The organism is Lysobacter alkalisoli, from assembly GCF_006547045.1.
Classification (GTDB): Bacteria; Pseudomonadota; Gammaproteobacteria; order Xanthomonadales; family Xanthomonadaceae; genus Marilutibacter; species Marilutibacter alkalisoli.
This window is the reverse complement of sequence record NZ_CP041242.1, coordinates 3,334,307-3,347,927: the sequence shown is the minus strand read 5'-3', so window position 1 is coordinate 3,347,927 and position 13,621 is coordinate 3,334,307. Positions and strand designations below refer to the sequence as shown.

Genomic DNA, 13,621 nt, shown 5'->3' with positions numbered 1-13,621 from the left:
TTCCGTGCTTCTACCAAAGTCCAAAATGAAGGGCGTTCGGTTGCATGGAACATGCATCCAGAATGCATGCGCAATGCCGGGGCGGGGAGCACGCTGCAGCCGCAGCGAAAGCCGGCATGGAACGTGTGCCAACCATGCTGTCATGGCGATCTGACGGCTGGTCGCAACTACGGGCCAGCGGATGCGGGATTGCGGTGCCGGCGGGGAAAAAGCAATCAAGGCGGTGTGCCGTACAGGCGCGAAAGCCGTGCCCTGCCAACGTGGCGGCGGTGAACTGACAGTGGGCGAGTCCGCATGGGTCGGCGCCCTTCGAATTCGTTTCATGGAGAACAAGATGTCGTGTCCATACCGGGCTGCCCGTGGCAGCGAAAAACGTGTGCAGTTGCCGCTCTTGTGGCAGCAGTCGATGATCGACAACGCACGCATCGAGGCCGAACGCACCGATGCGCGCCGCCGGCTGAAGGCGCTTTCCTTCTCCATCGCCGCGGCCCTGACCACGGGCCTGTTCGCCCGGACCGGCGCCGTACAGGCAGAGACCATCCATACGGACCCGATCACCGGCGTCGACGAGCACGACCGCGCTGGTGGCAGTGGCAATTACGATCCCGGCTACGACATCGTCGATGAAGACGGCACGCTGCATTACCGTTTCGTCGACGGCGACAGCGTGACGCTGGAAGGCGTCGACACCGACGTGCTTGCCATGTCCATCGCCAGCGGCAACCCGCCGGTGGTGCTCGACGTGGCCAGCGGCGGCTGGCTGGAGCTGTCGGCGATCCGCGGCGAGAGCAGCACCGTGGGCAGCGCGGTCGGCATCCTCAACGACGGCAATACGGTCACCGTCAACGGCAACACCAGGATCTCCACCAACGCCGACGACCTGGATTTCGGTATGGTCCGGGGTAACGGTGCGCAAGGGGTGATCGGACGCGGCCGCAGCACCACGACCTTCAACGGCGCCACCGACATCCACGCCCGTACGCAGGGCCATGCGCGTGCGGTCTGGGCCGATAGAACCAGCACCATCATCTTCAACGGCCCGACCACGATCCTGGCCGAGAGCCGCGGCACGCTCGATGCGGTCTACAGCTTCGATGGCCGCATCACCTTCAACGGCGACACCACCATCTCGGCGCTGTCGATCTGGCCCAGCGACAACGCCCATGCGATCTACAACGACGGCGTCGGCAGCCGGATGACGGTGAACGGCGACCTGTCGTTGACCACGGTCGCGATGGGCTCGACCGCGTTCGGCGTGCGCAACCAGGGAACTTTGGAAGTCAACGGCGACACCACGGTCAATGTCCAGGGGCCCCGCTCCACGCACGGGATCGCCAGCTGGCATTGGCGGTCGCGGATGACCTTCAATGGCGATGTCGACGTGCACGTACGCAGCGAAGGGCCGGAGAACGGCTACACGCCGTTCGGCAAGCCTTCCGGACTCAAGAACGACCGCTCGCCCGGTGCGGTGATGACGTTCAACGGCGCCGTCAATGTCGACGTCACCTCGGAAGCGGACACCTACGGCACCGTCAACAGCGGCGTCATCGAGTTCACCTCGCCCACCGCACCGGTGTCGTTCACCGTCGCCGCCGCTTGCGACCCGCCCGACATCCCGAATTGTGATCGTGACGTGTACGGCATCCGCAACTTCGGCACTGTCAACGTTGCCGGCGGCCTGACCGTGTCGACGACCGCGGCCGGCACCGGCGCTGCGTATTCGATCTGGAGCGTGCCGATCGACGTCCAGGACGCCAGCGTCACCGTCAACCAGGCAGGCGGGCAGCGCGTGCAGCTCGACGGCGACATCGCGACCGCGACCGAAACCGTCAACGGCAACATCGGCTCGGTCGACATCAATTTCGATACGTCGGATTCCTGGCTGCGCGGGCTGGTCGGCGGCGTGCAGGTCGATACCAGTTACAGCGTCGGTCGCGCCGATCTTGTGTTCGCGAACGGCGCGGCGTGGATGCCGCAGGGCACCGGCACGCTGGCGAACGACTTCGGCACCGGCACGCTGAGCCTGGGCAGCGGCGCGGCGATCGACATGGCCGGCTACTGGGGCCGCTTCGCGCCTGGCGAGGTGCCGGCGCACGATTACCGCCAGCTGGTCGTCGACAGCAGCAACGGCGACACCGGTGCCGGGGTCGTGCTGGGCGATGATGCACGGTTCCTGCTGCTCAGCGACATCACCGGCATATCCGGAACGGCCACGGCCGACCGGATCGTGTTCGGCAGCGGGATCACCAGCTTCAGTGCGACTGGCACGCAGGGCGTGGGCATCGTCTACGACCCGGCGCTGGACGATACCTCCTGGGTCAACGCCACGACCGTCCGTACCGGCACCACGATCCAGGCGGCCGCGCCGATCGACATCGTCGATGCCAGTGCGGCCGCGGGCGGGACCGCCACGTTCTCGGCCGTGACCGGCGTGCCCGGCGAGTGGAGCGGGACCTATGAGAATGCGCTGGTCAGGTACACCTACACGCCGCAGGTGGCGTTGAGCGCCGACGGCAGCAGGATCGTGCTGTCCGGCATCGCCATCCAGGGTACGGAAGACGGTTCCGGCGATGGGGACGGTTCTTCCGGTGGTGGCGATGATTCCGGTGGTAGCGGTGACGACACGGGCGGAGGAGATGCCGGTGGCGGCACCGGGGAAGGCTCGGGGGACGGCGCGGACGACACCGGCGGAACCGGTGGCGGTACGCCGGCGCTGACGCCTTCGGAAACCGTCCAGACAGCGGCCGATGTCGCCGACAGCGTTCTCAATCTCTGGCGCACGAGCGGGCAGCGCCCGTTGCAGCGTGTGCGAGGTCAACTGCGTGGAAAAGGCGTGGACCGTGCCGGCGCCTGGGCGGTTGCCGACAGCGGTGGGCTGACCGCGGACACCGCCTATTCCCGCCGCTACCGGCAGGACTACGGGAGCGTGACCGTCGGTGCCGATCGTGGGTTCGCTTCCTCCAATGTCACCGGCTTCAGCGCCGGACACGTGCGTGCGACCGCGCGCTATGCACAGGGTCGGGGCGAACTGAGCGGCACCACGGTCGGGCTCTACAGTGGCTGGATCGGCGAGATGGGTGGCTACGTCGTCGTCGGTGCCGAGACGGCCTCGCTGAAGAACCGCTACAGCGCACGCGATTCGCAGGGCCGTGACATCACCGGCGAGTACCGCGCACGGGCGAACCGGGCCTATGTCGAAGGCGGCTATCCGTTCCGCTTCCACGGGTCCTGGTACATCGAGCCCCAGCTCGAACTGTCCGCGGGAGCCATCGGGCGCAACGACCACACCACCAGCAACGGAGTGCATGTACGCCAGGAGAGGCTCGATGCCTCGTTCGCACGGGCCGGCCTCGCCTTAGGCAGGACGCTGCAGGGTGCAAAGACGCAGGGCAGCGTGTACGCCCGGGCATCCGCGCTGCACCACTTCGGCGACCCGTTGGAGATCACCGCTTCAAGGGACGGTGGCAGCATCGTCCCCGACACCCTCGATCGCGAAGGTTCGGGCAGCGAGTTCGTGCTGGGCGGCAACGTCAGTCTCTCCCGCACCGGCCTGTTCTTCGAGGCGTCAAAGGCTTCCGGCGTGGATCTGGAGCGCGACTGGGCGGTCCAGGCGGGCCTGCGCTACCGCTGGTAGCGCAGGTTTCCTCGAGCCGTTGACGGCACGCGAGCGGGGACCGCTCAGGCGGTCTTCCGTACCCGGCCGCCAGAGCGGATAGCGTCGCGATGCAGCCAGCGGTATAGCGCCGGCAGCACCAGCAGGGTCAGCAGGGTCGAGGAGACGATGCCGCCGATCACCACGGTCGCAAGCGGGCGCTGCACCTCGGAACCGGCGCCGGTGTTGAGTGCCATCGGTACGAAGCCCAGCGAGGCCACCAGCGCGGTCATCAGCACCGGCCGCAGGCGGCCGAGCGCACCGTCGACGATCGCGTCGTCGAGCGGGGTGCCGTGTTCGCGCAGGCGGCGGATGAAGCTGATCATCACCAGGCCGTTGAGCACCGCCACACCGGACAGGGCGATGAAGCCGACCCCGGCCGAGATCGACAGCGGGATGCCGCGCAGCGCCAATGCCAGCACACCGCCGGTCAGCGCCAGTGGCACGCCGCTGAACACGATCGCCGCATCGCGCACCGAACCGAATGCCATGAACAGCAGGCCGAAGATGATCGCCAGCGTCACCGGCACCACGATGGCGAGGCGCCGGCTGGCCGAGATCAGCTGTTCGAAACTGCCGCCGTAACCGATCCAGTAACCGCTCGGCAGTTCGACCCCGGCGTCGATGCGTTCGCGCAGTTCGCCGACGAACCCGGCCAGGTCGCGCTCGCGCACGTTGGCGGTGACGATCACGCGGCGCTTGCCGTTCTCGCGATTGACCTGGTTCGGGCCGGGCGCAATCTCGACCCGTGCCACCTCGCGCAGCGGTACCGTGCGCGGTGCGCCGGCCGCCCAGTCGGCACGGCGGCCGGACTCGTCGAGGCTGTCGGCGCCGGCGGGCGGAAGCGGAATCGGCAGGTCATGCAGGGCGGCCGGGTCCTGGCGCAGATGTTCGGGCAGGCGCACGACCAGGTCGAAGCGGCGGTCGCCTTCGAACAGCTGGCCGGCGACGGTGCCGCCGACCGCGGTGGCGACGGTGTCCTGCACATCGACCGGGTTGAGCCCGTGCCGCGCCAGTGCCTGGCGATCGGGAACCACGGTCAGCATCGGCAGGCCGTCGAGCGGCTCGACCCGCACGTCGTCCGCGCCGGGGACCGATGCGAGCACGCGCTGTACCTGCGTGGCCACCCGCATCAACGTGTCCAGATCGTCGCCGTTGACCTTGACCGCAACGTCGGCACGCACGCCCGAGATCAGCTCGTTGGTACGCATCTGGATCGGCTGGCTCAGCTCGTAGTTGTTGCCGGGCACGGCCGCGATCGCGTCGGCGATCTCGTCGACCAGCGCCTCCTTGCGCTTGCGCGGGTCGGGCCAGTCCGCGCGTGGTTTGAGCATCACGAAGGTGTCGGCGACCGAGGGCGGCATCGGATCGCTGGCGACTTCGGCGGTACCGATCTTGGCGAACACCTGCTCGACCTCCGGAACGTCTGCAAGGGTGCGCTCCAGCGCCTCCTGCATCGCCACCGACTGCTCAAGCCCGGTGCCGGTGATGCGCAGCGCCTGCACGGTCAGGTCGCCCTCGTCCAGCGTCGGTACGAACTCGGCACCGAGCCGCGTCGCCAGCAGCCCGCAGGCCACGACCAGCAGAGCGGCACCGGCGATCACCGGCAGCCGCCAATGCAGGGCGCGCGCCAGCAGTGGAGCATAGCCGCACCGCGCCTGGCGCATCAGCCGGTTCTCCTTTTCCTCGACCCGGCCCGAAAGGAAGACGGCGACCGATGCCGGGATGAAGGTCAGCGCCAACAGCATCGCGCCGGTCAACGCCAGCACCACGGTGATCGCCATCGGCTGGAACAGTTTTCCCTCGACGCCATCGAGGGCGAAGATCGGCAGGTAGACCGCAGCGATAATGCCGACGCCGAACAGGCTCGGACGGATCACTTCGACCGTGGCGCTGGCGGCGGTGTCCAGGCGCTCGTCCTCGCGCATCGTGCGGCCGAGCGCATGCTGGCGTTCGCCGAAACGGCGCAGGCAGTTCTCGATGATGATCACCGCGCCGTCGACGATCAGGCCGAAGTCCAGCGCGCCCAGGCTCATCAGGTTACCGGATACGCCGCCGCGGACCATGCCGGTGACGGCGAACAGCATTGCCAATGGGATCACCGCGGCGGTGATCAGCGCCGCGCGTACGTTGCCGAGCAGCAGGAACAGCACTGCGATCACCAGCAACGCGCCCTCGACCAGGTTCTTCGCCACGGTGCGGATGGTGCGGTCGACCAGGGCGGTACGGTCGTAGACCGGTGCGGCACGCACCCCGGCGGGCAGGCTGGCGTTGACGGCCTCAAGCCTGTCGGCCGCCGCCCGCGCGACCTCGCGGCTGTTGCCGCCGGCCAGCATCACCACGGTGCCGATGACGGTCTCGCGACCGTTGCGGGTTGCCGCGCCTGTGCGCAGTTCGCGACCCTCGTCGACCTCGGCGACATCGCGGATGCGGATCGGCAGGCCTTCGCGGCGATCGAGGACGATGTCGCCGATCGCGTCGAGGTCCTCGATCTGGCCCGGCACCCGCACCAGGTACTGCTCGCCGTTGCGTTCGATGTAGCCGGCTCCGACGTTGCGGTTGTTGGCCGCCAGTGCTTCGACCACGTCGTCGAGGGTGAAGCCGAGCGCGACCAGCCGCGCCGGTTCCGGGGTGACGTGGATCTGGCGCGCGAAGCCGCCGATGCTGTCGACCTCGGTGACCCCGGGCACGGTGCGCAACTGCGGCCGGATCACCCAGTCCTGCAGGGTGCGCAGGTCGGTCGGCGTGTACGGCGTGCCATCGGCCCTGCGCGCGTCGGGCGCGGCCTCGACCGTGTACATCAGGATCTCGCCCATGCCGGTGGCGATCGGACCCATCTGCGGTTCGAGCCCGTCGGGCAGCTGCGAGCGGACCTGCTGCAGCCGCTCGGCGACCTGCTGGCGGGCGAAGTAGAGGTCGGTGCCGTCCTCGAACACGACGGTGACCTGCGACAGCCCGTAGCGCGACAGCGACCGGGTGTGGTCGAGCCCGGGCAGCCCGGCCAGTGCGGTTTCGATCGGGAAGGTGACGCGCTGCTCGGCCTCCAGCGGCGAATGGCCGGGCGCCACGGTGTTGACCTGCACCTGCACGTTGGTGATGTCGGGGGTGGCGTCGATCGGCAGGCGGGTGAAATTCCAGCCGCCGAGCGCGGCCATGGCCAGCGTCAGTACCAGCATCAGCCAGCGGTGGGCGATGGCGAAGCGGATGATCTTCTCGAGCATGGCCGGGCCTCAATGCGCGTGGGTGGCGGACGACTTGCCGATGTCGGCCTTGACCAGGAAGCTCTGCGCGACCACGACCTGTTCGCCGGTTTCGATGCCGTCGAGGATCTCGGCACGTTCGGCATCGCGGCGTCCCAGGCGTACGCGGCGCGCACGGAAGGTGTCGCCATCGCGCACGTAGACCACGTCATCGCCGCCCTCGCGTTGCAGCGCGGACAGCGGGACCACGCGCGCGGCCTCGAAGCGTTCGACCGTGACCCGTGCGCGCACCGCCGAGCCCGGCCGCCACAGGCCGTCGGCGTTGGCGATGGTGGCGCGGGCGACGGTGCTCTGGCTGGCGGTCGCGGTGCCGGGCAGGATGCGTTCGAGCACGGTGTCGACGCGGACGTCGTCGCTCATCCGTGCCACCGTCACCGGCGAGCCGACCGCGATGTGCTGGGCGTCGGCGCCGAACACGTGCAGGTCGACCCACAGCTCGGACAGGTCGGCGATCTCGAACAGCGGCGTGCCTTCGGTGGCGACCGCGCCGATCGTGGCCGGGCGCGCCATCACCACGCCGGCGATCGGCGCGGTGATGGTGTAGGTCGACAGGCTGAGGTTGCTCTCGATCACCGCCAGCGACTGGCCGGCGCGGACGCGATCGCCAACACGCGCATGCAGGGCCCGGACCGGGCCGGGATAGCGCGCCATCACGTCGGCGGTGCGCCCGTCGACCGGGATCAGCAGGCCCTGGATCCCGTGCTCGTCGGCGATCGTGCCCGGCGCGACCGGTGCGACACGGATGCCGGAGGCGGCGGCGATGGCGGCGGGGATGCGGGTGCTGTCGCCATCGTCGTCGTGGGTGTCGCCATGGTCGTCATCGTGGCCGTCCGCGTCGTGGTCTCCGGCGACATCGGTGGATGCGGCTCCGGCACGGATGCCGCTGGCGGTGTCTCCACCCGGCGCGCAGGCTGCGAGTGCGGCTGCGAGCAGGGTGGTGACCGAGGAATGGATGAGGGGGCGGATCGCAGGGTTCATCGGGCGTCTCCAGGCAAACGGTTCGCGCTGGCGGCAGCGGAGGTGCGCGCGCCGGCGGGGTCGAGGGGTGTGCGTCCGGTCAGGCGCTGCAGCTCGATCAGAGCGCCCAGGGCTTCGGTCGCGGCGTCGAGCCGCTGGCGTCGTGCGGCGACGATTTCGGTTTGCAGCTGCGCCCATTCCAGGTGGCTGCTGGCGCCGGCACGATAGGCGCGGGCGGCAGCGACCTCGGCACGTTCGAGTGCGGGCATCACTTCGCTGTCGATTCGGCCGGCTTCGAGCCGGGCAGTGCGATAGCGGCCATGCGCCTCGACCAGGGCTGCCTGCAACGACAGGACTTCGGCCTCACGTTCGATCTCCAGCGCCGCCAGTCCGGCCTGTGCGCTGCGGATCGCGGGCCCGGCGCGCCGGCGGCTGCCAAGCGGGACCGAGATGCCGGCGACCAGGCCGACATCGCTGTCGCCGCCAAGTCGGCGCGCACCCAGTTGCCAGCCGATATCGGCGACGGCCTGGCTGCGCGCGAGTTGCAACTGCGCTTCCCGGATCCGGCGCTCGTCACCGAAGCGACGTAGATCCGGGCTGTCGCGTAGCCGGTCTTCAATCGCGTCGAGGTCGGCGATGGGCGGCAGGCGTTGCAGGATGGAGGCATCGATCTCGAAGGCCGTTGTGTGTTCGCCCCACAGCGTGGTGAGATGCCGGCGCGTGGTTTCTGCCTGCCGGTCGGCACGGGCCAGGTCGAGTTCGGCACGGGCCTGGGCGGCCTCGGCGGCCAGCACCAGCGAGCGCGGCGAGGCCCCGGCGGCCAGGCGCCGCCGGGCGGCTGTCACCGAATGCTGCCGCTGGGCGATGTCGTCGCGGGCGATCGCCTGTCGCTGCGTCGCGGCGGCGGCCTGCAGATAGCGACGCGCGGTTTCGGCGAGCAGGTCGAGCCGGCGTGTCTCGCGTTCGAGCGCGAGTGCGTCGGTCCGGCGTTCGGCCAGCGCGCTGCGTGCGGCCTGCTTGCCGCCGCGTTCGAACATCGAGCCGATGCCGAGGGTAAGGTCGGCGCTGCCATTGCCGAAGGCGTTCTCGACTTCGGCGCCGAGCGCCAATGGCGGGCGCTGCGCGGCTCGTTCGCGTTCGGCCGCGAGCCTGTCGCCATGGGCCGTGAACAGGCGCAGGTCGGGATGGGTTTCGACGACGCGCGCGAAGGCGTCGTCCAGGGTCAGCCGCTCGCCGGCACGGGCAGGACCCGTTGCCACGGCACAAGCGACCACGGCGGCCAAGGCCGCATGGCGCAGGAACATGGGATGTCTCCGATAGGAAAAGCGAAGGCCGGCCTCGGGCCGGAAGGGCGCTTATTCCTGGATCGGAGGACGGAACACGCCGTGCGTGCGGTGCGTGGGCGCGGGCGCGGAGTCGATCGCCGACGGCGTCGAGGCGGCCACGGGGCCCGGCAGCGTCATTGCCGCTACCGGCACCGTTGGCGGCGACTGGCCGCAGCAGTGGGCGAAATGGAGCAGATCGTGCAGCAGGTCACCATCGCCAGGCGCGTGGGGTGCAGGGCCGGGCTGTGCGGCCATGGATTCCGAGCCGGCACCGGCGTGATTGCCCTCACCGTCGGCGTCGCCGTGATGGAGGTGAAGGCCACTCGGGTCGTGCTGCAGCTCGTGAACTTCGCCCACCGCCGCCAGCACCGGTTTCGCCATCACCCCGAGCGCCAGCAGTACCAGCACGGCGAGACGCAGTGCGGTCGGCAGGCAGCGGACGTGGCGGAGCACGGACATGCGCGCACCCTACGCATGGCGGGTGGGGTTACACAATTGCATGGTGGCCATCGTTCGTGTCGCAGCGTGTCCGGTTGGCAGCAGGCGCGTGTGGCGGCGACAATGCGGGATGGATACTGCCAGCCTGCTTGAAGCCGTCGAACACGAAACCGGCCCATCGCCCGAATGGAGCGTGCTGTGGCTGCACGGCCTCGGCGCCGATGGCCACGACTTCGCGCCGATCGTGCCCGAGCTCGTCCGCAAGGACTGGCCGGCGTTGCGCTTCGTGTTCCCGCACGCACCCATACGGCCGGTGACGATCAACAACGGCGTGCCGATGCGCGCCTGGTACGACATCCGCGACATGAACCTGGCCCAGCGCGCCGACGAGACCGGCGTCGACCAGTCGGTTGCGCAGGTCGAGGCGCTGATCGAGCGCGAGGCCGGGCGCGGCATCCAGCCGTCGCGGCTGCTGCTGGCCGGCTTCTCGCAGGGTGGGGCGATCGCGCTGGCGGCAGGTCTCCGCCGCACCACGCCGCTGGCCGGCCTGATCGCCCTGTCGACATACCTGCCGATGCCGGAGCGCCTGGCTCGCGAGGTCACCGCGCAGGCGCCGTCACAGCCACTGTTCATGGCCCATGGCCAGTTCGACCCGGTGGTGCCGTATGCCGGCGGCGATGCCAGCGCCAAGGCCCTGCGCGGGATGGGCTTCGAGGTCGATTGGCATGCCTATCCGATGGCGCACCAGGTCTGTGCCGAACAGATCCATGACCTTGGCGGCTGGATGTCGCGGGTGTTCGCCCGCACGAACTGAGCCTGGCGATTTCCCGGCTAGCCGGGCGGCCGCGATCACGCTTCCCGGCATTGCCGGATGACCCCGCCCCCAGGCGGGATTACCATCGATAATGGTCCACGCAGCCGGGGACGCAGGTGGGGGCGATGAAAATGGGGTCTTTGAGGGTCGTGATCGCCGATGACGAGCCGCTGGCACGCGAGCGCCTGCGCGGCCTGTTGGCGGACCAGTCCGGGATCGAGGTGGTGGCCGAGGCCAGCGACGGGCACCAGGCCCTGCATGCCTGTGCCGAACACCAGCCCGACCTGATCCTGCTCGATATCGCCATGCCCGGCCTGGATGGGCTGGAAGCCGCGCATCATCTGGCCGCGTTCGAGCCGCGCCCGGCGGTGGTGTTCTGCACGGCCTACGATGCCCACGCACTGTCGGCGTTCGAGGCCGAGGCGATCGACTATCTGGTCAAGCCCGTCCGTGCCGAGCGCCTGGCCGCTGCGCTGGAGCGCGTGCGCACCTTCGCCGCCGGCCGTCAGCACGGCGTCGCGCGGCTGGATGGCAAGCGTCGCACCCACCTGTGTGCGCGCCTGCGCGGCAGTCTGCGGTTGATCCCGATCGAGGACGTGCACTACCTGCAGGCCGAGGAGAAGTACGTCGTCGTCCACCACGTCCATGGCGAGGACCTGATCGAGGAATCGCTGAAGTCGCTGGAGGAGGAGTTCGACGAGCGCTTCGTCCGCATCCATCGCAACTGCCTGGTCGCCCGCTACGAGATCGTCGAGCTGCGCCGCAGCCCGGACGGCCACGTGCAGGCGATCCTGCGCCACGGAGACCATCCGCTGGAGGTCAGCCGCCGCTGCGTGGCGGGGGTGCGGGAGATGCTGAAGCACCTGTAGGGCAGTGTCAGACGGTGTAGACCGGGTAAGACGAAGCCGCCTCCGGGCCCTGCGAGTCCGCCGGGTGCGGGCCGGAGCTTTCGAAGTCGCTCTGCGTCATCAAGGCTCTGTTCGAAAGCCATTCGACCCGTGCCGTGGGGTTTTCAGTTGCGTTCGCGCCGGAGACGTCCTGCGAGCTTGCGGGCCAGTGCAGGTCACCGGCGCCTGGCCCTGCGATAATGTCGCGATGACCGTCCTTCGTATCGCCACCCGCAAGAGTCCGCTCGCCCTCTGGCAGAGCGAGCACGTCGCCGCCCGCCTGCGCGCGGCCCATCCCGGCCTGCAGGTCGAGCTGGTGCCGATGAGCACCCGCGGCGACCAGGTGCTGGACCGCTCGCTCGCCGCGATCGGCGGCAAGGGGTTGTTCCTGAAGGAGCTGGAAGTCGCGATGCAGCGCGGCGAGGCCGATTGCGCGGTGCATTCGCTCAAGGACGTGCCGATGGAGCTGGAGCCGGGCTTCGTGCTGGCGGCGATCCTTGAGCGCGCCGATCACGCCGATGCCTTCGTCAGCCCGCGTTTCGATGGCATCGATGCTCTCCCGCAGGGCGCGCTGGTCGGCACCTCGTCGCTGCGTCGCCAGGCTCAGCTGCGCGCATTGCGGCCGGACCTCCAGCTGCGCGACCTGCGCGGCAACGTCAACACGCGGCTGGCCAAACTCGATGCCGGCGACTACGACGCCATCATCCTCGCCTGCGCCGGCCTGCAGCGACTGGGGCTGGACGCGCGTATCCGCAGCCGGCTCGACGCCCCCGCGTGGCTGCCCGCGCCGGCGCAGGGCGCGATCGCGATCGAATGCCGTGATGGCGACGAACACGTGCGGACATTGTGCGCGGTGCTCGACCACGCCCCGACCCGCATCTGTGTCGAGGCCGAGCGGGCGATGAACCGCGCTCTCCACGGCAGCTGCCACGTGCCGGTGGCGGCACTGGCAACGCTCGATGGCGATCAGCTGCGGCTTCGGGGTCTGGTCGGCAACGCTTCCAGTGGCCATACCGTGCGTGCGGACGGTGCCGGCCTGTCCGCTTCGGCCGAAGCGCTCGGCGTCGAAGTCGCCGCACGGCTGCTGGAGCAGGGTGCGCGCGAGCTGATCGCCGCCCACGTTTGAGTGTGGCGAATCCAGCAGGAATGCCTTCTCCATCGAAATGAAAACCGGCCCGGTTAAACCGGGCCGGCTGTATGTCGCACCTGTGGGGTGGAGGGCCGCCGGATCAGAGCGGGTTGACGTAGTCGCCCGATACCGAGGTGCAATTGATCAGGGCAAGAGCTGAATTCAGAACGCCCGTGCCAAGGATCGTGTTGTTGCGGGATATGCCGCTGAGGATCAATCCGCCGCCGCAGCGGATTCCGGCATCACCGATGAGGAGGTCTCCGCTCATGATCACGGTGTTTCCTTCGATGGTATTGTGGCCACCATCCTGGTTCCAGATACCGCGCCGGTTGCCAAGAAGCCCGGTTGAAACCAGGTTCCTGACCCGGTTGTTCCGCAGTACGCCTGAATCCATGCCGGTGGTGCGGATCCCGTAGGCGTGACGGGTGCCGCCGCTTGTCGCGACCACTCCGGTGATGTTGTTGTCGATGATGTCCATGTCGCCGGCAGCCAGGATGCCATGGAACTCGGTCACTCCGGCGACAGTGCTTTCGCCCGTTTCGATGATCTCGTTCCTGCGGATTGCCGAACCATCGCCGGTAACATGAAGGCCGGTCTGGGTGTTGAAATCGAAGCGGCTGTCTTCCACCCGGTACTGTCCGTTCGTGAGCATCACGCCGGTCCTGAAACCACGGACTCCGCAGTTCCGGACGGTGAGGTTGTTGCGCCCCTCCGCCCTGATTCCGATTGCCTGGGTGGCGGAGCCAGAGGCCAGATTTCCGAGTTTGAATTCGTTGCAATCAATGGTCACGTTGTTGACCATGACGTTGATCGCATTGCCCGAGGCGAGGTTCGTCGTGACGTGCTGCTTGAGACAGTAGACGCCCTGGGTTGTGATCGTCGCGGGGACGGAAGTGATGTTGATGCAATTGTTGATTTCCGCTGATGCGTCGCGGCTATAGCCAACGGCGGTCAGGACAGCCAAAGCCAATGCAAACTTCACGAGACTTCCAGTTTCCATGTCCACTACTCCCCTGGGAGATTGAAGGATTCGGGCGAACGGGTCGAAGGAGTTCGTCCGAAACAACGGTTATCACGGGGGAAGTGTTGGTTATGTGACGTGGCATTCTTTGTTTTGTGATGCGCGTCACATTACTTGGCGTGCTTGTGTTCGGCCTCA

Annotated in this window: 9 protein-coding genes; 4 read left to right on the top strand and 5 right to left on the bottom strand. The window is 68.5% G+C overall.

Features of this window, described 5'->3' with window-relative positions; translation table 11 throughout:
• Positions 1-322 precede the first annotated feature (322 nt).
• Positions 323-3,634 (top strand): autotransporter outer membrane beta-barrel domain-containing protein, encoded by a 3,312-nt coding sequence (locus tag FKV23_RS14895; RefSeq protein ID WP_141624569.1) that lies wholly within the window; start codon positions 323-325, stop codon positions 3,632-3,634.
• A gap of 44 nt (positions 3,635-3,678) precedes the next feature.
• On the opposite strand, the gene FKV23_RS14890 is transcribed toward FKV23_RS14895, so the two are convergent.
• The 4 genes from FKV23_RS14890 to FKV23_RS14875 are packed head-to-tail and all read right to left on the bottom strand — an operon-like array spanning position 3,679 to position 9,653.
• The gene (locus FKV23_RS14890; RefSeq protein ID WP_141624568.1) at positions 3,679-6,873 is read right to left on the bottom strand and encodes an efflux RND transporter permease subunit; all 3,195 of its coding nucleotides are present in this window, start codon (positions 6,871-6,873) and stop codon (positions 3,679-3,681) included.
• A 9-nt stretch (positions 6,874-6,882) separates the two neighbouring features.
• Positions 6,883-7,890 carry an efflux RND transporter periplasmic adaptor subunit gene (locus FKV23_RS14885; RefSeq protein WP_141624567.1) on the bottom strand — a complete coding sequence of 336 codons (1,008 nt, stop codon included), beginning with the start codon at positions 7,888-7,890 and terminating at the stop codon, positions 6,883-6,885.
• Positions 7,887-9,173 carry a TolC family protein gene (locus FKV23_RS14880; RefSeq protein ID WP_141624566.1) on the bottom strand — a complete coding sequence of 429 codons (1,287 nt, stop codon included), beginning with the start codon at positions 9,171-9,173 and terminating at the stop codon, positions 7,887-7,889. The genes FKV23_RS14885 and FKV23_RS14880 overlap by 4 nt, the downstream gene beginning before the upstream one ends.
• Positions 9,174-9,224: 51 nt before the next feature.
• Positions 9,225-9,653 carry a hypothetical protein gene (locus tag FKV23_RS14875; RefSeq protein ID WP_167285281.1) on the bottom strand — a complete coding sequence of 143 codons (429 nt, stop codon included), beginning with the start codon at positions 9,651-9,653 and terminating at the stop codon, positions 9,225-9,227.
• Positions 9,654-9,762: 109 nt separating this feature from the next.
• Here FKV23_RS14875 and FKV23_RS14870 point away from each other — a divergent pair, with 109 nt between their 5' ends.
• The 3 genes from FKV23_RS14870 to hemC all read left to right on the top strand — a co-directional run bounded on the left by FKV23_RS14870 (position 9,763) and on the right by hemC (position 12,459).
• Entirely contained in the window at positions 9,763-10,446 is a 684-nt protein-coding gene (locus FKV23_RS14870) for an alpha/beta hydrolase (protein ID WP_141624564.1), read from the top strand.
• A 125-nt stretch (positions 10,447-10,571) separates the two neighbouring features.
• Positions 10,572-11,315, top strand: a complete 744-nt coding sequence (locus tag FKV23_RS14865; protein WP_407067629.1) for a LytR/AlgR family response regulator transcription factor — start codon at positions 10,572-10,574, stop codon at positions 11,313-11,315.
• Between the two features lie 226 nt (positions 11,316-11,541).
• Positions 11,542-12,459, top strand: a complete 918-nt coding sequence (gene hemC, locus FKV23_RS14860) for a hydroxymethylbilane synthase (RefSeq protein WP_141624563.1) — start codon at positions 11,542-11,544, stop codon at positions 12,457-12,459.
• Positions 12,460-12,562: 103 nt separating this feature from the next.
• On the opposite strand, the gene FKV23_RS14855 is transcribed toward hemC, so the two are convergent.
• The gene (locus FKV23_RS14855) at positions 12,563-13,444 is read right to left on the bottom strand and encodes a right-handed parallel beta-helix repeat-containing protein (RefSeq protein ID WP_141624562.1); all 882 of its coding nucleotides are present in this window, start codon (positions 13,442-13,444) and stop codon (positions 12,563-12,565) included.
• Between the last annotated feature and the right edge of the window lie 177 nt (positions 13,445-13,621).